Here is a 19,157-nt window from a genome sequence, read left to right as displayed (position 1 = left end):
CTCGTCCTAGCGACGGATTTCCACTTACTTCTCGGCGCGAACAGCCGCCTCATAGGCGAGCGCCACCCAATGGGCCATGACGTCGGGATCGTCGAAGGCGTCTTCGGGTATCGACCAGTAAGGCATGTTGACGGGCTTGCCCTGCTTTCCTTCATAGGCCCATTGGCGAGCGCCCGCCGTCTCAAATTCAGGCGCGCTCACTCCATCTGCCTTCAGGAGCATTTCCCCCCTCACCTCCACGGCCACGATGCGGCCGAGATGGTAGATGCCCTTGCCGCCGAACATACGCTTGATCGTCACTGGGCCAAGTGACTGAAACATCTCTTCGATGTCGATATTTTCCATTCCTGCGCCCTCGACCAGCTGAAATCATCCGGCTCCAGATCTAGAGCGTATGATAATCCCGGTTCCAATAGAGAAGTGCGGGCTGGGCGTCGCTGAAATGGACGCCGACCACCGTGCCGAAGATGACGTTATGGGTCGAGCCGCGGTGCACTTCGGTAACGCGGCAATCGAAGACGGCGAGCGCATCGGCAAGCACCGGCGCGCCGGTGACAAGCGTTTCGAAATTTCCGCTGTCGAAGCGCTCGTCGTTTGTGAGGTGGGTCTTACCGGAAAAGGCATCGGCAAGGCCGCGATGCTGGGCGCCTAGAGTGTTCAGCGCGAAGATCGAGCTTTCCAGGAAGATATCGTTTTTCCGGTTGCTGTTGTTGAGGCAGATCAGCACGCTCGGCGGACTGTCGGACACCGAACAGGCAGCCGTGATCGTAACCCCTCGCCGCTCCTTTCCGAGCGCCGTCGTCACCAGTTGCACATGCCCCGCATAACGGCTCATCGCGTCACGATATCGCATCGGGTCCATATGCTGCTTATCCAACACCTAGTCTCTCCTGCGGTCTCACTCATGCTCTAGCGTAAATATGGCCGCGAGGCCTTAGCTTTTCTACAATGAAGAATGCCAAAAGCACCTGACTTCGCTGCTTTTTCTTTGACGGCAAGCAAGGGCCGGATAAAAGAGCAAGAGAATTTGTCAGGATTTACTCCCTAGCATGAACAGTCGGCTGAGCATTCCGGTTTTTGTGGTACTGCTTCTTGCAGCCGGGCCCAGCTATGCCGCGGGGGTCAACATCGGCGTCGTGGCGCCGTCGGGAGGCAACTTCGCAAGCCTTGGGGCCCAGATCGCCGCTGGCGCCGGTTTCGAGGCTGAAGCCTCCAAGAATGCTGTGACCGCTGTCGATGAGCCCTGCACCGTCGATGGCGGCAAGGCCGCGGCCGAAGCGCTGATCAACGCCAAGGTGCAGATTGCCGTCGGGTTCCTCTGCACCGAAACGTTGGAAGGCGCGCTACCCCGGCTGAAGGAAGCTGGCATTCCAGCCATCACCGTCTCCGTACGCTCGCGCATCCTTATGGAAGATGCGTTGAAGAACGGCTGGCCTTTGTTTCGCATGGCGCCTGTCGATGGCGACGAGGCAGAAAAGATCGTCGACGTCATCCTGACGACTTGGACGGCAGAGCCGATCGCTCTTGTCGACGACGGCACGATCCACGGCCGTGAGCTGGTCGAGGCGGTTCGCAACGCACTTGAGGAAAAAGGGCTAAAGCCGGCCTTCGTCGACACTTTCCGACCCGGTCAGGACCAACAGATCGGGCTCGTTCGCCGCCTAAGTAAAGCTGGCGTCACCCATATCTTCATCGGCGGCGACCGGGCCGACGTGGCGATCATCGCCCGCGACGCCCATGCTGAAAACATACCCCTCGTGCTGATGGGCGGAGATGCCATGCGCTCGGCGGATCAGCCGCTGCCGCTTGCGATCGGTGTCCAGGCGGTCGCACTTCCCGACTATGCAGGCCTGCCGGAAGCCGCAGCCATCGCACAGGCATTGCGCGACAAGGGCATCGAGCCGGAGGGTTACGTGTTGCCGGCGGCGGCGGCCGCCTTCGTTGCCGGACAGGCGGTCGGCGGCGCCATTTCGGAAAACAAGCCGTTGTTCGAGAAGTTGATCGGCACGACGTTTTCGACCGTTATCGGCGCCGTCAAGTTCGGACCGGACCATGAGCTTTCCGACAATCCCTTTCGGCTCGTCGAATGGAGAGGCGGCAAGTTTCTGCCCGCCAATGCCGCCGCCGAGTGAGGACGTCAACCGGCTGGCGGCTTGATGCCGGTCAGGCCCGTTGCGATGAACAGCAAAGCCACGCCGTAAACGACGAACGCCATCATCATGAAGAGATAGACGTCGTAGAGTTTCAGCCGGTGGGCGAACCGGTATTTGCCGGCACAAAAGGCGCCTGACGCCTCGATGGCGGCGGCGATCGAGGCAACGTTCAGGTCCTTCAGCAAGCTGTCGGACACCTCGCGGAAGAAGATCACCCTTTCGTGCGTCTTCAGCACGAACAACAGCCCGATAATGCCGACGACGATCACGACCAGTGCGAGGAAGGCATCGGCCGCCCCCGCGATCTTCTGGTCGTAGCCGATGGCCGCGCTCAGAATAGTGATGGCAGCCACCACAAGCGTCGTCGTTTTAGAGCGCTCGTCCTGCCAATATTGCATACGGCCCAACGCCGACTGAAAGTAACTGAAGATGATCGCACGGTCGTCCATGAAAGCCCCCGCTGTGCTTGAGAGATCGTCACCGGCTTACGCTACCGTAAAGCGGCCGCCGGGGCAGCAAGGCGACGGCGGTTGTCGCCGTCGGCGCGGAATGATATGGCGGACACCAGACCCGATATTCCGCTCAAACCGGACATTGTGACATGACCCTTCCGATCCGCATCGCGCCCTCCATCCTCGCCGCCGATTTCGCCCGACTGGGGCAGGAAGTGCGCGACGTAACCGCCGCCGGTGCCGACTGGATCCATCTCGACATCATGGATGGCCACTTCGTGCCCAACATCTCCTTCGGGCCGGACGTCATCAAATCGCTGCGTTCCTATACGGACGCGACCTTCGATTGCCACCTGATGATATCGCCGGCCGAGCCCTACCTGGAGGCTTTCGCCAAGGCCGGCTGCGACCGCATCACCGTCCACGCCGAGGCTGGACCGCATCTGCACCGCTCCCTGCAAAAGATCCGCAATCTCGGCAAGAAGGCGGGCGCGACCATCAATCCCGCAACGCCGATTTCGGCGCTGGAAGACGTTCTCGACGATGTCGATCTCATTCTCATCATGTCCGTCAATCCGGGCTTCGGCGGCCAGAAATTCATCCCGGCAATGGCTGACAAGATCCGCCGTGTGAAGTCCCTTATCGGTGACCGGCCGATCGAACTCGAAGTGGATGGCGGCGTCACCACCGAAACGGCACCGATCGTCGCCGCCGCCGGCGCGAACGTCCTCGTCGCCGGTTCTGCGATCTTCAAGGGTGAATCGGTCGACGCCTACCGGCACACAGTCGCTGAACTCCGCGCCGCCGCCGAACGAGGCCGCGGTGGAGCAAACTGAGGCGGTAAAGTCAGAAACTGCACCTTCGCGTCTTACCGCCACCGTGTCGCCATGGCCCGTGCTGTTACTCGGCGCACCGTCGTGGGCTGCACTCATGGGGGCGGCCGCTTCGTTCGCGCTCTACCGGCGGGAAAGACTTGATGGGGCGGATGCGCCCGCGCTGATCGTCCTTCTCTTCCTCGGCGGGTTGCTTTCTTGGCCCATCGCCCTTCCGGTCGCGCGTTTCCTCGCCCACCGCCAACCGTTTGCCGCACGTTTCTTGGTGTTTGCCGCCATTTTGTCGCTGGGCACGCTCGCGGTGACGGCAGCGCTCTTTGCGCTCGACTACGGCAGCCACTACGAACGCTGGCACGAGCCGGTCGGCTCACTTGTCTGGTTCTTCCAGTTTGCCTTCACCAGCGCGAGCGCGATCTATCAGTTCGCTGTGCTCGGCAGCCGGCTGTTTCTGCCGCTCGGCCCCGTGTTTGCAGTTGCTGCAAGCCTCTTTCTCGCCAAACGTATGCGATAGCCGATAGCAAACGGTGAGCCAAACGTTGAGATTGCCCGTCGTCTTTGCTACAGGGGCGCCAACACTCGTTTCCCAAAGAAAGTCGAAGAGCCCATGATCCCGCGCTACTCCCGACCCGAGATGGTCGCCATATGGTCGCCCGAAACCAAGTTTCGCATCTGGTTCGAGATCGAGGCTCATGCCTGCGACGCGCTTGCCGCGATCGGCGTCATTCCAAAATCCGCCGCCGAAACCATCTGGGAAAAAGGCGGCAAGGCGACCTTCGACGTTGCCCGCATCGATGAGATCGAAGCGGTCACCAAGCATGACGTCATCGCCTTCCTGACGCATCTGGCCGAGATCGTCGGCCCCGACGCGCGCTTCGTGCATCAGGGCATGACGTCTTCCGACGTGCTTGATACCTGCTTCAACGTGCAACTGGTTCGCGCCACCGACATCCTGCTTGCCGACATGGACAAGCTGCTCGAGGCGCTGAAGCGCCGCGCGCTCGAGCATAAGGACACGGTTACGATCGGCCGCTCGCACGGCATCCACGCCGAGCCGATCACCTTCGGCGTCAAGCTGGCGCTTGCCTATGCCGAGTTCGAGCGCTGCCGTCAGCGGCTGGTCACCGCACGCGAAGAGGTCGCCACCTGCGCGATTTCCGGCGCGGTCGGCACCTTTGCGAACATCGATCCCCGCGTGGAGGAGCATGTGGCAGCCGCTCTCGGTCTGAAACCCGAGCCGGTATCAACCCAGGTCATCCCGCGTGACCGCCACGCCATGTTCTTTGCTACTCTCGGTGTCGTCGCCTCGTCGATCGAACGCCTCGCCACCGAAATCCGCCACCTGCAGCGCACCGAAGTTCTGGAAGCCGAGGAATATTTCTCGCCCGGCCAGAAGGGCTCGTCGGCGATGCCGCACAAGCGCAATCCGGTATTGACCGAAAACCTGACCGGCCTTGCCCGCATGGTGCGCTCTTACGCCATCCCGGCGATGGAAAACGTTGCGCTCTGGCACGAGCGCGACATCTCGCATTCCTCCGTCGAGCGCATGATCGGCCCCGACGCGACGATCACACTAGATTTTGCGCTTGCGCGGCTCACGAGCGTCATCGACAAGCTGCTCGTCTATCCCGAGAACATGATGAACAATCTCAACAAGTTCCGCGGGCTCGTGCATTCGCAGCGCGTGCTCTTGGCGCTGACGCAAGCAGGCGTTTCGCGCGAAGACGCTTACCGGCTTGTCCAGCGCAACGCCATGAAGGTCTGGGAACAGGGCAAGGATTTCCTGGAAGAGCTTATTGCCGACACCGAGGTGCGCTCAGCCCTTTCGGAAGACGACATTCGCGAGAAGTTCGACCTCGGCTACCACACCAAGCATGTCGACACGATCTTCAAGCGCGTGTTCGGCTAGCACCCGCTGGTCTCGACACAAGAAAATGCCGCCGGAGAGTGTTTCATCCCCGGCGGCATTTCTGTTCGTGGCTTGCCCGCTACTGCTGCTGCTGCGGGGCAACGATAAGCTTGCGGTAGAGATGCCATGTCGAATGCCCGAGAATGGGCATGACGACGGCAAGACCCGCAAAGATCGGGATGGTTCCGACGACCAGCCCTACGGCTACGATCAGCCCCCACAACGCGACCGGGATCGGATTGGTCAGCGTGGCGCGGATGCTCGCGTCGATGGCGGCGACAGCGCCTACGTCACGGTCGAGCAACAGCGGGAAAGTCACGACAGTCGTTGCGAGCACGATGACAGCGAAGATGAAGCCGGCGAGATTGCCCCACAACATCATCGCCAGACCTTGCGGTGTCGTCATCGTGTCTGAGATAAGCGACGAGATCGAGGGTGGCACCGTATCGCCAAAGAATGCACCGTAGAGCGCGTGCGCCACAATCAGCCAGCCGATGAAGAGCGCCACGAGCATGATGCCAACAGCGATGATCGAGGGCAGCGCCGGCGAATGCCGTACTTCCAGCGCGTGCTGCCAGGAACTGTCCAATCCAAGCTCACGGCGTCGGCTGATCTCGTAAAGACCGAGGGCTGCAAGCGGCCCGAGCAACGCAAAACCGGACATCAGAGGAAAGAGCAACGGCAAAAGATTTGCACCCGAGCTCCACATCGCCAGGAAGATGCCTGCTATAGGATACATGAGACATAGAAAGACGTAGTGGGATGGCTTCTCACTGAAGTCATCAAGCCCGAGCTTCATGGCGTCGACAATGTCGGATATACCGATCTTGCGGACAACCGGGCGCACGAAAGCTTCGTTCCCGCCTGCCATGACATGGAATGCCGTCATAGTGTTCTCCTCCTCAGCCGTTATCCGGCTAGCGGCGATCGACGTCCGGCAAACCCCCAGCCGACACGTCAAACTCGCAACCGGCATTGGTGAGCGTAGCAAATTTTTAAACGCGTGTCGCGTTTTCCCTTGACTTCACGGCGGCCACTTCTCACATCCACGCACCATGAAAGCCTCCGACGCAGATATCCTTATTATCCCCGGCTACACCAATTCCGGACCCGACCATTGGCAGACGCGCTGGGAGCAAAAACTCAGCACCGCCCGCCGCGTCGAGCAGAGCGAATGGTCGAAGCCGGTGCGCGACGATTGGGTGGCGCGCGTGGCCGAGGAAGTCAACGCCTCGACGCGTCCCGTCGTGCTGATCGCCCATTCGCTTGGTGTCCCGACGCTGCTGCACGCCGTTCCGCATTTCCGCAGACCAGTCGCCGGCGCATTTCTGGTCGCCCCGCCGGATGTCGCCAATCCGAAAATCCGCCCGAAGCATCTGATGACATTCGGCCCCTACCCGCGCGAGGCATTGCCCTTTCCATCGATCACGATCGCCAGCCGCAACGATCCATTCGGCACGTACGAACATGCCGACGATATCGCCCGCTGCTGGGGCTCGCAGTTGATCGATGCGGGTGAAGCCGGCCACATCAATGCGGAGTCGGGTCACGGTCCCTGGCCGGAGGGAACGATGGTCTTTGCGCGCTTCCTGAGCAAGCTTGGCAGTTGAAGCGTCGCGCCCTCATGAAGGGAAATTGGTCCGCGGATAACTATTCCGTGAAAGTTCCGCCGCATTTTAAGGGCTGTTTAAATAAGACGCATGCATAATGCCATTGGTTTTGATGGGTTTGCGCATTGACATCTCGATCCCCTGAACGGTTGACCCGTCCCGACATCGCGGCCCTCAGCGGCGGCCTCCTCGAAGCGTCCCCGTTGCCGAGCGCCGTCTTCAACATAGGCGACGGCGAAATCCTCTACGCGAACGGCGCCTTTCGGCGGCTGTTTCTTTCGTCGGCGGAGAGCGTTTCGGCAAACATCAGCTCCTTCGTGCACGACCAGGATTTTGCCGAGCTGGGAAGACTTGCCGAGGCAACAGGCGGCGAACGCACGGGACGCTTCCTGCTCGCCAGCGGCAGCGAAGTCTGGATGCGCGCGACAATCTCCCCTATCGCCGCCGAAATCGCTGGCGACCGCCATCTGCTTCTCCAGCTCGCCGAAGCCGCTTCACCGGACGCGGCCTCTCTGCAGGAGCGCGAGAGCCGTTGGAACTCCGCCCTAGTCAGCTCCGGCCTGGGCGTCTGGGACCACGATTTCCGGCGCGGGACACTTTACTATTCCGATACCTGGCGAAAAATTCGCGGCCTCGTGTCCGACGAAGAGGTCAACGCCGCGCTCGACAATTGGATACTCGGCGTCCATCCGGATGACCGCGCCCATGTTTTGCACGCCATCGAACGCCAGAATGCCGGCGACCCTGCCTTTGGGATCTTCGAGTATCGCGAGCAGCGTGCCGATGGCCAGTGGATCTGGATCGAGTGCCGAGGCGCCTGTGTCGAGTGGGACGAAAACGGCACGCCGACGCGGATCATCGGCACCGACACCGACATCACCGCCCGCAAGCAAGCCGAGGAACTGCTGGCGCACGTTTCGCGGCGGCTCGATCTTGCGATGCATATCTCGCGGATCGGCGTCTTCGAAGCCGATATCGAGAAGGACGAGATCGAATGGGACGATCGCCTGCTCTCCATCTACGGCTTGGACGGGACGGCGAAGGTCAAGGACAGCAGCGGCTGGGTCAGCGCAATCCATCCCGAGGACCGCGAGCTGGCGCTAAAGCAGGTGAACGGCGACGGCTTTATGCGCGAGTACCGCATTGTCCGCCCGGACGGCCGCGTCCGGGTCATCAGGGCGAGCGCTGCATCCTTCCTTGACGAGCGCGGTCGAGAAAAGATGATCGGCGCCAACTGGGACGTCACCGAGGAGGTCGCGCTTCGTGACGAACTGCGCTCCGCAAAGACACTTGCGGAAGCCCGCAATGTCGAACTGGAGCGAACCAAGGAGCGGATCGAGCATATCGCAATGCACGATCATCTGACGGGGCTGCCGAACCGGCGGTATCTCGACGAGGTCCTGGAGGCTTGGTCGGCGGAATGCCGCGCCGACGGCACGCGTTTGGCGATCCTGCACATCGACCTCGACCGGTTCAAGCAGATCAACGATACGCTCGGCCATCGCGCCGGCGACGCCATGCTCCGCCACACGGCCGAAGTCCTCACAAGCAGCGTCTATAAGGATGACTTCGTCGCGCGGATCGGCGGCGACGAATTCGTGGTGGTCTGCAAGCGCGAGCGCTTCTCCATCGCCAACTTTGCCGCGCGTATCATTCGCGAGCTGCGCAAACCCGTGCGTTTCGAGGGTCACGACTGCCGCTTCGGCGCCAGCGTGGGAATTGCCAGCGAACGCGGCTTAGCGGTCGATGCAGGCCAGCTTTTGCAGAACGCCGATATTGCGCTCTACCGGGCCAAGGGCGGCGGCCGCAATCGGCATGAGTTCTTCACGCTCGATGCGCAGCATCATATCATCACGACCAAACGCTTGTCCGACGAGATCCTGCAAGGCCTCGAACGCCAGGAATTCGTTCCCGCCTATCAGCTTCAGTTTGCCGCCGACACGCTTGAGATCGTCGGGGCCGAGACGCTGGCGCGCTGGAACCACCCAACGCGCGGCCTTTTAGCGCCCGACCGTTTTCTTGATATCGCCGAAGAGCTCAACGTCGTCTCCACCATCGATGGGCTGATCCTTACCCAGGCGCTGGCCGATCACCGCCGCTGGATCAAAGACGGCATCGACGTCCCAAAGATCTCGGTCAATGTCTCCGCACGGCGACTTGCCGATCCGAACCTTGGAAAGACGCTGCGCGCACTCAAGATGAAGCCGGGTACCGTTGCTTTCGAGCTTCTGGAATCGATTTCGCTCGACGACTGCGACGACGCGGCGATCATGAACCTCAAGAAGCTGCGCAGGCTCGGCATCGACATCGAAATCGACGACTTCGGCACCGGCCACGCCTCCATCGTGAGCCTGCTTCGCCTGAGCCCCAAGGCGCTCAAGATCGACCGGGAGCTGATCAAGCCGTTGCCGCACTCGGCAGAGCAGCGCCGTCTCGTCGGCTCGATCATCGAAATCGGGCATTCGCTGAATATCCGCGTGACGGCGGAGGGCGTCGAGACCATGGATCACGTCGGTATCCTGGCGGACCTCGACTGCGACTGCCTGCAAGGATATGCGCTGGCCCGCCCGATGCCGGCTGCCGACATACCCGCCTTCGTCCGCGCGCAGACATGGCGTCCACAACCCCAGGACGCTCGCGCCCTGATGCAGGAACTACGCCGCGCACTGCGCTAGCTCACGTTTCGCCGAAAAGATGCCTGCCCTTAGCTGCAAGTATGCGGAGCGACTAGGTGCCCCTTCATTCCCTCGCGCTGCAAAAGCCTGTAAAACAACAGGACGAGACATCGATTCTCATAGGCCTGCGTCGGACCGCGCATTCGCGGGGGAAGGAGAGAGGGGCGGATTGTGAATTTGCTTCTTTTCCTTTAAGGGGACGCCCAGAGATCGATAACACGCGCTTTCCCAAGAGCGCCAACGACAGAGAACGACACTATGAACCGTCGCCGCCGCGTATACGAAGGCAAGGCAAAGATCCTTTACGAGGGACCCGAGCCGGGCACCTTGATCCAGTTCTTCAAGGACGACGCCACCGCATTCAACAAGAAGAAGCATGAAATCATCGACGGCAAGGGTGTTCTGAACAACCGCATCTCGGAATACATCTTCAGCCACCTGAACAAGATCGGCATTCCCACACACTTCATCCGCCGCCTGAACATGCGCGAGCAGCTGATCAAGGAAGTGGAGATGATCCCGCTTGAGATCATCGTGCGCAACGTTGCGGCCGGCTCTCTTGCAGAACGTCTCGGTATCGAGGAAGGCGTCATCCTGCCGCGCTCGATCATCGAGTTCTACTACAAGTCGGATGCGCTCAACGACCCCATGGTTTCCGAAGAGCACATTACCGCCTTCGGCTGGGCGAACCCCGCCGAACTCGACGACATTATGGCGCTCGCCATCCGCGTCAATGACTTCATGACCGGCCTCTTCCTCGGCGTCGGTATCCAGCTCGTCGATTTCAAGATCGAATGCGGCCGCCTCTTCGAGGGCGACATGATGCGTATCATCCTCGCCGATGAGATTTCGCCGGACAGCTGCCGTCTCTGGGACATCGAAACCCGCGAGAAGATGGATAAGGACCGCTTCCGCCGCGACATGGGCGGATTGCTGGAAGCCTACTCCGAAGTGGCTCGCCGCCTCGGCATCATCAACGAGAACGAGCCCGTGCGCGGCACCGGGCCGGTATTGGTCAAATAAAGGCAGGGAAGACAATCGTGATCAAGGCTCGTGTAACCGTCACGCTGAAGAACGGCGTTCTCGACCCGCAGGGCAAGGCAATCGAAGGCGCGCTCGGCGCGCTCGGCTTCGACGGCGTCGGCCAGGTGCGCCAGGGCAAGGTCTTCGACCTGCAGCTCAACAGCGCCGACAAGGCCGGTGCCGAAGCCGACCTCAAGGCCATGTGCGAAAAACTCCTCGCAAACACGGTGATCGAGAACTATACTATTTCTCTCGACTGAAGGTTGCGGAGATAGCGATGACTGATTTGAGTCAGGACTTGATGTTTGAAATCCTGAGAAAAATTCAGGCCGACATTTCTTCCCTCAAGGAGGGTCAGCGCGATATTCGCCATGACATCAACGGTCTTCGTAATCATATGCACGTCTTGCAGGGCGACATAAACAGCTTGCAATCTAGCACTACTCAAATCCTGGATCGCGTGGATCGCATCGACAACCGTCTCGAACTGCGAGAACTGGCAGAAGCACAAGCAAGGTTTGAACCGCACCCATGAAATCAGCAGTCGTTCAGCTCCCCGGCCTCAATCGCGATCGCGACATGATCGCGGCGCTCACCAAGATTTCCGGCAAGGCGCCGATCACCGTTTGGCAGACGGAAACCGAGATCGCCGACGTCGATCTGATCGTCATTCCGGGCGGGTTCTCCTATGGCGACTATTTGCGCTGCGGCGCGATTGCCGCACGCATGCCGGTGATGCGGGCGATCAAGGAAAAGGCCGACAAGGGCGTCAAGGTTCTCGGCGTTTGCAACGGCTTTCAGATCCTTTTGGAAGCAGGCATGCTGCCGGGAGCGCTGATGCGCAACGCCTCGCTCAAGTTCGTCTGCCGGGAAGTGAAGCTTGAAGTCGTCAATGCCGACACGGCTTTCACCCGCGCTTACGCCCAGGGGCAGGTCATCCGCAGCCCGGTCGCGCATCATGACGGAAACTATTTTGCCGATGCCGAAACGCTGGCAGCCGTCGAGGGCAACGGCCAGGTGGTATTCCGCTACGCCGCGGGGACAAACCCGAACGGCTCGCTCAACGACATCGCCGGCGTGATAAACGCAAACGGCAACGTGCTCGGCATGATGCCGCATCCGGAAAACCTGATCGAAGCGGCACATGGCGGTTCGGATGGCCGCGGTCTCTTCGCATCCGCCCTTGACGTCGTCGCCGCTTAAGGCGACGACCGGCATCTTTCCACCCATGTCCGCCGCGCCATCGTGCGCCCAGCGCCTTTCCCGGCGCTGAGTCCCCTCGACCAATGATTGAAGGACGCAACGATGCGCCATCGCCTCGCCCTCGCCGCCAAAATTGCCGCAGCCGCCTCGATGGCATTGCTTGCCGCGTCCTGTCAGTCTCATGCACCAAGCGCCAGCTCAGCCGCCGACCGCGCGCCGCTGCCGACGATGGAGCGTGTCATGCGCGGCGCGAGTGCCTGCTGGTTCAAATCGGGAGATGCCGCGTTTGCGAGCTACCAGCTTGCGCCGGAACTGAACTCCTTCACCGGCCGCCCGCGCATTCTCGTCGTCGAGCGCTCCAAGCCGACAGGCAGGCCGGTGTTGGTCGTGCAGGCAGAGGGCAATCCGTCCAAACTGGACGCCTTCGGCCCGATGATGGCCGGACCGTCCTCCGTGCGTATCAACCATGACGTGGTTCGCTGGGCGAACGGCACGAGCGGCTGCTGACCGCCGTAGACGGGTACAAAGCCTGATCCCAGAAGTACGATTTCGCGACCTCCACCTGCGCCTCCGCGCGGGTGAGGCCGATGTCACATAGTTGATCACCCGTCAGATCACGTAATATGCGACGGCTTGACCGTCTTTGCAGCCAGGCACGGTAAGCAAGCGCCAAGGCATAGGCTTTCGACGCGAGGACGCGAAAACCTGGGACGCCTACGGCGACGCTGCGTCTGCGCAGGGTCGGCACGGCAAGAATTGTATCGATTGTCTTCATGGTCGCCTCTCAATAAATGAGACAATGTTCAAAATTTCGTAGATGATTTCGAAGTTGTAGATATGATTGACTCAATGACTGGATCAATCTATAAAATTGTCACTATGACAAACTGGCTGCCTGACATATCCACGGGAGCGGGACCGGTCTATCTCCGTCTCGCCGATAGTATCGAAACCGCCATTTCCAGCGGACATTTGCCGCCGGGCACGAAGCTTCCGCCGCAGCGCAATCTGGCCTTCGACATCGGGGTGACAATCGGGACAATCAGTCGAGCCTACGCATTGGTGCACGAACGCGGCCTCGTCGCCGGCGAGGTCGGCCGTGGCACCTACGTCCTCGATCGGCCCGAAGGAAGGCCGGTGGAACAGACGGACCCGATCACTCAGGCGCTTGCGGGAACGCGCGGGCTCGATGTGCCGGGAGACAAGATCCGCTTTGACACGACGGCCGCCCCTGACGTTGGTCAGGGAGAAATCATCGGCCAGTTACTCGGCGATATCAGCCGCGAACACCGGCTGGAGATTTCCTCCTATTCGCGCAGTTTCCCAGCCAGCTGGTTCCTGGCTGGGCAAGCGTGGTTGTCGCGCAACGATTGGCAACCCGCCGTGGAGAGCGTCGTGCCGACGCTCGGCGCCCACGCCGCCGCAGTTGCGATCATTTCCGCGGTCACGTCGCCTGGGGACAAGATCGTCTTCGAAAACCTCACCTACACGCAGGTGAGCCGCGCCACCCGCCTCCTGGGTCGTCGCTCGGTTCTGGTGGAGTCGGACGAGCAGGGCGTGATCCCGGATGATTTCGAGCGGCTCTGCCAACAGCAGCACCCTCGCCTCGCCTTCCTGATGCCGACCGCGCACAACCCGACGCTTGCGACCATGCCCGAAGAGCGGCGGCGGGCGATCGCCGACATTGCACGGCGCCACAGCGTCTGGCTGATCGAGGACGACATCTATGGCAGCTTGACGGAGGACCCGACGCCGCTCATGGCGAGCATCGCGCCCGAGCGTACGTTCCTCGTCGGCGGCTTGTCGAAATCGGTGACAGCAGGCGTGCGCGGCGGTTGGGTCGCCTGCCCGCCGCATTTTGCCCAGCGCATCAAAGTCACGCACAAGATGACGACGGGCGGCATGCCCTTCATTCTGGCCGAGACGGGCGCGCGGCTGGTGCTCGGCGGCCATGCGCTTGCCCTGCGCCGCAGGAGCGTCGAAGAGATCCGCGCCCGCGAAAAACTGGCACGCGAAACGCTCGCGGGATTCGAGTTTACCTCTCACCCGCATGTGCCGTTCCTGTGGCTGAAGCTGCCCGAGCCGTGGCTATCAGGGACATTCAAGAATGCCGCCGTCGCCGAGGGCGTGCTCGTCGACGACGAGGACGAGTTCAAGGCCGCCCGGATGGATAGGACCTACCATCGCGTCCGCGTGGCGTTCTCTTCGCCGCAGGACCGCGCCGAGGTCGCCGCCGGCTTCACCGCGCTGCGCGGCCTGCTCGAAAATGGATCAGCCGGCTACGACAGCCACGTCTGACGCGGCCGGCGCCGCGCATCGCGAAATCGCGTGCATTTTGTCGGGCTGCCTTTGTGAACGGCTGGCATTTTCCTGTCGCACGACAGCATCACTTGCGCTAAAGAGGGCCCAAATCCGTTATCGGCAAGGACCCCTGCGCTCCCATGACCATTTCCAACACCGTACAGATCACCCCCGACCTCATTGCTGCGCACGGCCTGAAGCCCGATGAATACCAGCGCATCCTAGATCTGATCGGTCGCGAGCCGACATTCACCGAGCTCGGCATTTTCTCGGCGATGTGGAACGAGCACTGCTCCTACAAGTCCTCGAAGAAGTGGTTGCGGACCCTTCCCACCAAAGGATCGCGCGTCATTCAGGGACCGGGCGAAAATGCCGGCGTCGTCGACATCGACGACGGCGATTGCGTCGTCTTCAAGATGGAGAGCCACAACCATCCCTCCTATATCGAGCCCTACCAGGGTGCGGCCACCGGCGTCGGTGGCATCCTTCGCGACGTCTTTACCATGGGCGCTCGCCCGATCGCGGCAATGAACGCGCTGCGCTTCGGTGAACCTGACCATCCTAAGACCCGCCACCTGGTATCCGGCGTCGTTGCCGGCGTCGGCGGCTACGGCAACTCCTTCGGCGTCCCGACAGTCGGCGGCGAGGTTGAGTTCGACGCCCGCTACAACGGCAACATCCTTGTCAACGCCTTTGCGGCCGGACTTGCGAAGTCCAATGCCATCTTCCTGTCGGAAGCCAAGGGCGTGGGCCTTCCCGTCGTCTATCTCGGGGCCAAGACCGGCCGTGATGGCGTCGGCGGCGCGACGATGGCATCGGCGGAATTCGACGAGTCCATCGAGGAAAAGCGCCCCACCGTTCAGGTCGGCGACCCCTTCACCGAAAAGTGCCTGCTGGAAGCCTGCCTCGAGCTGATGAAGACCGGCGCGGTCATCGCCATCCAGGACATGGGCGCGGCCGGCCTCACCTGCTCTGCGGTCGAAATGGGCGCCAAGGGCGATCTCGGCATCGAGCTCGAGCTCGACAAGGTTCCCGTCCGCGAAGAGCGGATGACGGCTTATGAGATGATGCTGTCGGAAAGCCAGGAGCGCATGCTCATGGTCCTGCAGCCCGAGAAGGAAGAGGTCGCCAAGGCGATTTTCGTCAAGTGGGGGCTTGATTTCGCGATCGTCGGCAAGACGACCGACGATCTGCGCTTTCGCGTCCTGCACCAGGGCGAAGAAGTCGCCAACCTCCCGATCAAGGATCTTGGCGACCAGGCGCCGGAATACGACCGTCCCTGGCGTGAATCCGACAAGCGCGCCCCGCTTCCGGCCAATCTTGTCGCGGCACCCGCCGACTATGCGGACGCTCTCTTGAAGCTCGTCGGCTCAGCCAACCAGTCGAGCCGCCGTTGGGTCTACGAGCAATACGACACGCTGATCCAGGGTAATTCGCTGCAGCTTCCCGGTGGCGATGCGGGCGTCGTCCGCGTCGAGGGCCACGCGACCAAGGCGCTTGCCTTCTCCTCCGATGTAACGCCGCGCTACGTCGAGGCCGATCCGTTCGAAGGCGGCAAGCAGGCGGTCGCCGAATGCTGGCGCAATATCACCGCGACCGGCGCCGAGCCGCTGGCCGCCACCGACAACCTGAATTTCGGCAACCCGGAAAAGCCTGACATCATGGGTCAGTTCGTCGGCGCCGTTCGCGGCATCGGCGAAGCCTGCCGGGCGCTGGGTTTCCCGATCGTTTCCGGCAACGTCTCGCTCTACAACGAAACCAACGGCGTCGCCATCCTGCCGACGCCGACGATTGCCGGCGTCGGCCTCTTGCCCGACTGGAGCAAGATGGCCCGCATCGGCAGCGCCGCTGACGGCGATCATATCATCATGATCGGCGTTGACGGCAGCCATCTCGGCTCTTCGATCTACATCCGCGATATCCTCGGCGAGACCGGGGGACCCGCGCCCGAAGTCGATCTCTTCGCGGAACGCCGTAACGGCGACTTCGTGCGCTCTGCCATCCGCAACGACCAGGTCACCGCGTGCCATGACATTTCTTCCGGCGGCCTGGCGCTGACGCTCGCCGAAATGGCAATGGCCTCCGGCAAGGGACTTCGTGTCACGCTCAAAGAGTGCAAGGGCCACGCGCATGCGCTTCTCTTCGGCGAGGATCAGGCCCGCTACGTCATCACCGTCCCGGCCGAGCTCGCAGACTTCGTCTGCATCAATGCGGAGGACGCAGGCGTTCCGTTCCGCCGCCTCGGCCGCGTCGGAGGTGATGCCCTTGCTCTCGACGGTTTGCTGGACGTGTCGGTCGAGCATCTCCGAAATGCGCACGAAGCCTGGTTCCCGGCCTTCATGGCGGGTGATCTGGCGCCGGAAAACTGAGCGTTTGAGGCACCGTTCCGATCCTACGGACACCTCTGCCCAACGACGCGATGCGCGCCGCCGGTTATCCCTGCGGCTGTAAGCCCTTGAACAATTCAGTATTTGCTTTCGCCCCCTGAATCGTGTTCCCTCACTTCATAAGTGCAGGTGCGGCAGCTCCTGCTGAAGTGGAATTAAGGGAGCTTTATCATCATGCCTATGAATCCCGGCGATATCGAAGACATGATCAAGGCCGGCATTCCCGGCGCCAAGGTGACGATTCGCGACCTTGCCGGGGATGGCGACCATTATGCCGCAGAGGTCGTGGCCGAAGCTTTTCGCGGCAAGAGCCGCGTTCAGCAGCATCAGATGGTCTACAACGCCCTGAAGGGCAACATGGGCGGCACGCTGCACGCGCTGGCGCTTCAGACCTCCGCGCCGGAATGACGGCGCTGAGACGACACGGTTGAGATGCCCGGTCCGACACCGGGCATATTCTTGTCAATGCTTCAATTTTTGAGCCGATAATTTTCGATATCAGTTCAGCCAGCGGCGGGTGAGATGTCCAAGAAAAAACTCGAACATTCGGAATTGTCCGGCGAGTTCACCGAAGATGACGTGACCGTCCTTGTCGACATCTTCCGCCCCGCCGGCACCAACGAGGATTGGCGCATGGAAGTCGTCACGCCCGACGAAGATCTGATCGAGTGGGAAGAGCCCTTCGCGACAGACCGCGAGGCGTTCGACGAATTTCTGGCGACGATCGCGCGCGACGGCATTCGCGCCTTCTTCGACGATTCCGAGCCTTCGGTGCATTAAATCGCGCTTCGGCCCGTGATCCGGCCTGCGGCACTTGGTCACGTTTCGCGGGGTAAAGCTCCCTCCCGCAGTCCGGTAACATGTCTTAGGACGCCATCGCCCGCTCTGCCGCCAAATCGGCCATGCCCGCCGGCGTAAAATCGGATACCGACAAGGGGCCAGCGGTCATCAACGTGAAGTCGAAGGACGCCTGCCGGTCGGGGCCAAGCACATACTGGCGGTGCACCCGCAGGAAATCGCGCCTGATCTTCCGATAGTGCTCCCTCGTCATCATCGTCTTGAAGCGCACGTAGAGGATGCGTGCATGGGCTGTATCGTCGTGACCGCAAACCGCTGCGACACTCACCTTGTAGAAATGGATGACGTCAGTCAGACATTGGACGTCGAGCCAGTCGATCTGGAGAGAACGTGCGATCAACCCGACCCGTGAGCGCAAGACCGAGGCCGGTCGCAGCAACGCGCATTGCGGAATAGCGCCACCAAGCGTTGCGAAGACGACGCGCTTGCCGTCCAGCAGATGCGGTTCGCGCTCCAGCAGAAGCCCGATGACATGCGCCGCCATGTTGGCGCCCATGCTGTGCGATGAAACGACGTATTCGTCCGCAGGCTCACCGAACGCGCGGCGCGCGCCTTCGGCGGATCGCTGAATCCAGTCCTCGGCTTCCTGCCGATCCAGCGCCGCCATCGCCATCGCCATTCGCCAGTTGCCGAAGAGATGCAGCGTATGCAGCCGCTCCGCCCTCGGGAGAAAGCCGCTGGTGAAGAAGAGCGCGGCCAGCGGAAGGCTCCAGCCGAGATGCCACGCGGACAGGCCGGCGATCCACGGCGCAAGCGCAAGCGCAAGGCTCGCCGCCAAGCCCGCCAGCATCAGCAGGAAGGGAAAGATGAAGAATAGGCCGAAACGCCATGCATGGCGGAAATAGCCGGCAAGACCGCCGTTCACCGTCACTCTCAGCGCTGCCCAATACCCCTGGGCCAGCCTTGAGACGAGACCGCCTTCGTTGAACTTGCCGACAAGGTCGTTGTGGTCGAACACAAAGAACCGGCTTTCGTTTCTCCAGCCGACGCCGCTTGCGCCGACATCGAAATGAGCTGTCGTGCCGGCCATGCGTAGCGGCCCTGTCTCGACGCTATAGCCCCAGACTGCTGCACTCTGCCTTGCGGAACGCTCGTAGCGGGCTCTATGCATGGCGGCATCCAATGGCTCGAAGCCGGGAAAGTGGAGAACCACCCTCTTTTCAATGAGATTCATTCTATTTCCAAAAGTCTTGGTGCGGGCACCGGAAGCCCGCGCAAAATGGATGAATATGCTATCGGCGGGGCAGTAGCAGGTGCGGCGATAAAGCGCGATGCTCAAATCAAAAATGCAGCCATGCGATATTGCGTCTGGAAATCGAATATCTACATGCTATGTAGTACGAAAATTGTCCCTGCGGACCTTGAATCCGCATGTGAAAAGGATGGCAGCATGAGCGGTATTCACGAATTCATCGAAAACGAAGTCAAGAGCAACGACGTCGTCCTCTTCATGAAGGGCACCCCGCAGTTCCCGCAGTGCGGCTTCTCGGGCCAGGTCGTGCAGATTCTCGACCACGTGGGCGTCGACTACAAGGGCGTCAATGTTCTTGCCGACGCGGAGATCCGCCAGGGCATCAAGGACTATTCCAGCTGGCCCACCATCCCGCAGCTCTATATCAAGGGCGAGTTTGTCGGCGGTTGCGATATCGTACGTGAGATGTTCCAGGCCGGCGAGCTGCAGAAGCATTTCCAGGATAACGGCATCACCGTGCGCGGCGCCGCCTGACAGGTCACCGGGCGCCTTCGTCCGGTTTCC

At 61.3% G+C, this 19,157-nt stretch carries 22 protein-coding genes; 16 read left to right on the top strand and 6 right to left on the bottom strand.

Features of this window, described 5'->3' with window-relative positions; genetic code table 11:
* Window positions 1–24 precede the first annotated feature (24 nt).
* Window positions 25–345, bottom strand: a complete 321-nt coding sequence (locus AB4048_RS00585) for a TfoX/Sxy family protein (protein ID WP_442199958.1) — start codon at window positions 343–345, stop codon at window positions 25–27.
* A 40-nt stretch (window positions 346–385) separates the two neighbouring features.
* A complete protein-coding gene (locus tag AB4048_RS00580; protein WP_442199957.1) occupies window positions 386–880 on the bottom strand; it encodes a flavin reductase in 495 nt (164 codons plus the stop codon).
* A 169-nt stretch (window positions 881–1,049) separates the two neighbouring features.
* Between AB4048_RS00580 and AB4048_RS00575 the strand changes: the two genes are divergently transcribed.
* Window positions 1,050–2,132, top strand: a complete 1,083-nt coding sequence (locus AB4048_RS00575) for an ABC transporter substrate-binding protein (RefSeq protein WP_442199956.1) — start codon at window positions 1,050–1,052, stop codon at window positions 2,130–2,132.
* A 5-nt stretch (window positions 2,133–2,137) separates the two neighbouring features.
* On the opposite strand, the gene AB4048_RS00570 is transcribed toward AB4048_RS00575, so the two are convergent.
* Complete coding sequence (locus AB4048_RS00570) at window positions 2,138–2,602, bottom strand: hypothetical protein (protein WP_442199955.1); 465 nt, start codon at window positions 2,600–2,602, stop codon at window positions 2,138–2,140.
* 152 nt (window positions 2,603–2,754) lie between these two features.
* Between AB4048_RS00570 and rpe the strand changes: the two genes are divergently transcribed.
* The 3 genes from rpe to purB all read left to right on the top strand — a co-directional run bounded on the left by rpe (window position 2,755) and on the right by purB (window position 5,344).
* Window positions 2,755–3,441 carry a ribulose-phosphate 3-epimerase gene (rpe, locus tag AB4048_RS00565; RefSeq protein ID WP_442199954.1) on the top strand — a complete coding sequence of 229 codons (687 nt, stop codon included), beginning with the start codon at window positions 2,755–2,757 and terminating at the stop codon, window positions 3,439–3,441.
* A 94-nt stretch (window positions 3,442–3,535) separates the two neighbouring features.
* A complete protein-coding gene (locus AB4048_RS00560) occupies window positions 3,536–3,949 on the top strand; it encodes a hypothetical protein (RefSeq protein ID WP_442199953.1) in 414 nt (137 codons plus the stop codon).
* A gap of 93 nt (window positions 3,950–4,042) precedes the next feature.
* Window positions 4,043–5,344, top strand: coding sequence for an adenylosuccinate lyase (gene purB / locus AB4048_RS00555; RefSeq protein ID WP_442199952.1), 1,302 nt, complete (start codon window positions 4,043–4,045; stop codon window positions 5,342–5,344).
* 79 nt (window positions 5,345–5,423) lie between these two features.
* On the opposite strand, the gene AB4048_RS00550 is transcribed toward purB, so the two are convergent.
* Window positions 5,424–6,233, bottom strand: coding sequence for a DUF2189 domain-containing protein (locus AB4048_RS00550; RefSeq protein WP_442199951.1), 810 nt, complete (start codon window positions 6,231–6,233; stop codon window positions 5,424–5,426).
* A gap of 166 nt (window positions 6,234–6,399) precedes the next feature.
* Between AB4048_RS00550 and AB4048_RS00545 the strand changes: the two genes are divergently transcribed.
* The 7 genes from AB4048_RS00545 (at window position 6,400) to AB4048_RS00515 (ending at window position 12,362) form a co-directional block, all read left to right on the top strand.
* Window positions 6,400–6,954, top strand: coding sequence for an RBBP9/YdeN family alpha/beta hydrolase (locus AB4048_RS00545; protein WP_442199950.1), 555 nt, complete (start codon window positions 6,400–6,402; stop codon window positions 6,952–6,954).
* A gap of 125 nt (window positions 6,955–7,079) precedes the next feature.
* A complete protein-coding gene (locus AB4048_RS00540) occupies window positions 7,080–9,629 on the top strand; it encodes a sensor domain-containing protein (protein WP_442199949.1) in 2,550 nt (849 codons plus the stop codon).
* A gap of 258 nt (window positions 9,630–9,887) precedes the next feature.
* Complete coding sequence (gene purC, locus AB4048_RS00535) at window positions 9,888–10,652, top strand: phosphoribosylaminoimidazolesuccinocarboxamide synthase (protein WP_442199948.1); 765 nt, start codon at window positions 9,888–9,890, stop codon at window positions 10,650–10,652.
* 17 nt (window positions 10,653–10,669) lie between these two features.
* A complete protein-coding gene (gene purS / locus AB4048_RS00530; protein ID WP_442199947.1) occupies window positions 10,670–10,912 on the top strand; it encodes a phosphoribosylformylglycinamidine synthase subunit PurS in 243 nt (80 codons plus the stop codon).
* Window positions 10,913–10,929: 17 nt separating this feature from the next.
* Window positions 10,930–11,187 carry a hypothetical protein gene (locus AB4048_RS00525; RefSeq protein WP_442199946.1) on the top strand — a complete coding sequence of 86 codons (258 nt, stop codon included), beginning with the start codon at window positions 10,930–10,932 and terminating at the stop codon, window positions 11,185–11,187.
* Window positions 11,184–11,855, top strand: coding sequence for a phosphoribosylformylglycinamidine synthase subunit PurQ (purQ, locus tag AB4048_RS00520; protein ID WP_442199945.1), 672 nt, complete (start codon window positions 11,184–11,186; stop codon window positions 11,853–11,855). The genes AB4048_RS00525 and purQ overlap by 4 nt, the downstream gene beginning before the upstream one ends.
* A gap of 102 nt (window positions 11,856–11,957) precedes the next feature.
* Window positions 11,958–12,362: a hypothetical protein gene (locus AB4048_RS00515; RefSeq protein WP_442199944.1), complete on the top strand. Its 405-nt coding sequence runs from the start codon at window positions 11,958–11,960 to the stop codon at window positions 12,360–12,362.
* On the opposite strand, the gene AB4048_RS00510 is transcribed toward AB4048_RS00515, so the two are convergent.
* The gene (locus AB4048_RS00510) at window positions 12,316–12,630 is read right to left on the bottom strand and encodes a DUF1127 domain-containing protein (protein ID WP_442199943.1); all 315 of its coding nucleotides are present in this window, start codon (window positions 12,628–12,630) and stop codon (window positions 12,316–12,318) included. The two genes, AB4048_RS00515 and AB4048_RS00510, sit on opposite strands and share 47 nt — an antisense overlap.
* A gap of 104 nt (window positions 12,631–12,734) precedes the next feature.
* Between AB4048_RS00510 and AB4048_RS00505 the strand changes: the two genes are divergently transcribed.
* From AB4048_RS00505 to AB4048_RS00490, 4 genes are all read left to right on the top strand, one after another.
* Window positions 12,735–14,153, top strand: a complete 1,419-nt coding sequence (locus AB4048_RS00505; protein ID WP_442199942.1) for an aminotransferase-like domain-containing protein — start codon at window positions 12,735–12,737, stop codon at window positions 14,151–14,153.
* A gap of 143 nt (window positions 14,154–14,296) precedes the next feature.
* Window positions 14,297–16,525 carry a phosphoribosylformylglycinamidine synthase subunit PurL gene (gene purL / locus AB4048_RS00500; protein WP_442199941.1) on the top strand — a complete coding sequence of 743 codons (2,229 nt, stop codon included), beginning with the start codon at window positions 14,297–14,299 and terminating at the stop codon, window positions 16,523–16,525.
* Between the two features lie 192 nt (window positions 16,526–16,717).
* Entirely contained in the window at window positions 16,718–16,951 is a 234-nt protein-coding gene (locus AB4048_RS00495; RefSeq protein ID WP_442199940.1) for a BolA family protein, read from the top strand.
* Window positions 16,952–17,065: 114 nt separating this feature from the next.
* Entirely contained in the window at window positions 17,066–17,323 is a 258-nt protein-coding gene (locus AB4048_RS00490; protein ID WP_442199939.1) for a hypothetical protein, read from the top strand.
* Between the two features lie 85 nt (window positions 17,324–17,408).
* Here the strand turns inward: AB4048_RS00490 and AB4048_RS00485 are convergent, their stop codons facing one another.
* Entirely contained in the window at window positions 17,409–18,575 is a 1,167-nt protein-coding gene (locus tag AB4048_RS00485; RefSeq protein WP_442199938.1) for a hypothetical protein, read from the bottom strand.
* Window positions 18,576–18,791: 216 nt separating this feature from the next.
* Between AB4048_RS00485 and grxD the strand changes: the two genes are divergently transcribed.
* Window positions 18,792–19,127, top strand: coding sequence for a Grx4 family monothiol glutaredoxin (grxD, locus tag AB4048_RS00480; protein ID WP_442199937.1), 336 nt, complete (start codon window positions 18,792–18,794; stop codon window positions 19,125–19,127).
* The last annotated feature ends 30 nt before the right edge of the window (window positions 19,128–19,157 follow it).

This window comes from Rhizobium sp. RAF56, assembly GCF_052113965.1.
GTDB lineage: Bacteria > Pseudomonadota > Alphaproteobacteria > Rhizobiales > Rhizobiaceae > Rhizobium.
This window is presented reverse-complemented; position numbering and strand designations above follow the sequence as displayed.

What these genes read in the sequence shown, in the direction of transcription:
- AB4048_RS00575 (WP_442199956.1), top strand. Translation starts at nt 1,050, where the DNA reads ATGAACAGTCGGCTGAGCATTCCGGTTTTTGTGGTACTGCTTCTTGCA.
- AB4048_RS00495 (WP_442199940.1), top strand. Translation starts at nt 16,718, where the DNA reads ATGCCTATGAATCCCGGCGATATCGAAGACATGATCAAGGCCGGCATT.
- AB4048_RS00505 (WP_442199942.1), top strand. Translation starts at nt 12,735, where the DNA reads ATGACAAACTGGCTGCCTGACATATCCACGGGAGCGGGACCGGTCTAT.
- AB4048_RS00560 (WP_442199953.1), top strand. Translation starts at nt 3,536, where the DNA reads ATGGGGGCGGCCGCTTCGTTCGCGCTCTACCGGCGGGAAAGACTTGAT.
- AB4048_RS00585 (WP_442199958.1), bottom strand. Translation starts at nt 345, where the DNA reads ATGGAAAATATCGACATCGAAGAGATGTTTCAGTCACTTGGCCCAGTG.
- purB (WP_442199952.1), top strand. Translation starts at nt 4,043, where the DNA reads ATGATCCCGCGCTACTCCCGACCCGAGATGGTCGCCATATGGTCGCCC.
- rpe (WP_442199954.1), top strand. Translation starts at nt 2,755, where the DNA reads ATGACCCTTCCGATCCGCATCGCGCCCTCCATCCTCGCCGCCGATTTC.
- AB4048_RS00510 (WP_442199943.1), bottom strand. Translation starts at nt 12,630, where the DNA reads ATGAAGACAATCGATACAATTCTTGCCGTGCCGACCCTGCGCAGACGC.
- purC (WP_442199948.1), top strand. Translation starts at nt 9,888, where the DNA reads ATGAACCGTCGCCGCCGCGTATACGAAGGCAAGGCAAAGATCCTTTAC.
- AB4048_RS00525 (WP_442199946.1), top strand. Translation starts at nt 10,930, where the DNA reads ATGACTGATTTGAGTCAGGACTTGATGTTTGAAATCCTGAGAAAAATT.
- AB4048_RS00515 (WP_442199944.1), top strand. Translation starts at nt 11,958, where the DNA reads ATGCGCCATCGCCTCGCCCTCGCCGCCAAAATTGCCGCAGCCGCCTCG.
- AB4048_RS00490 (WP_442199939.1), top strand. Translation starts at nt 17,066, where the DNA reads ATGTCCAAGAAAAAACTCGAACATTCGGAATTGTCCGGCGAGTTCACC.
- grxD (WP_442199937.1), top strand. Translation starts at nt 18,792, where the DNA reads ATGAGCGGTATTCACGAATTCATCGAAAACGAAGTCAAGAGCAACGAC.
- AB4048_RS00485 (WP_442199938.1), bottom strand. Translation starts at nt 18,575, where the DNA reads ATGAATCTCATTGAAAAGAGGGTGGTTCTCCACTTTCCCGGCTTCGAG.
- AB4048_RS00545 (WP_442199950.1), top strand. Translation starts at nt 6,400, where the DNA reads ATGAAAGCCTCCGACGCAGATATCCTTATTATCCCCGGCTACACCAAT.
- AB4048_RS00550 (WP_442199951.1), bottom strand. Translation starts at nt 6,233, where the DNA reads ATGACGGCATTCCATGTCATGGCAGGCGGGAACGAAGCTTTCGTGCGC.
- AB4048_RS00570 (WP_442199955.1), bottom strand. Translation starts at nt 2,602, where the DNA reads ATGGACGACCGTGCGATCATCTTCAGTTACTTTCAGTCGGCGTTGGGC.
- purL (WP_442199941.1), top strand. Translation starts at nt 14,297, where the DNA reads ATGACCATTTCCAACACCGTACAGATCACCCCCGACCTCATTGCTGCG.
- purQ (WP_442199945.1), top strand. Translation starts at nt 11,184, where the DNA reads ATGAAATCAGCAGTCGTTCAGCTCCCCGGCCTCAATCGCGATCGCGAC.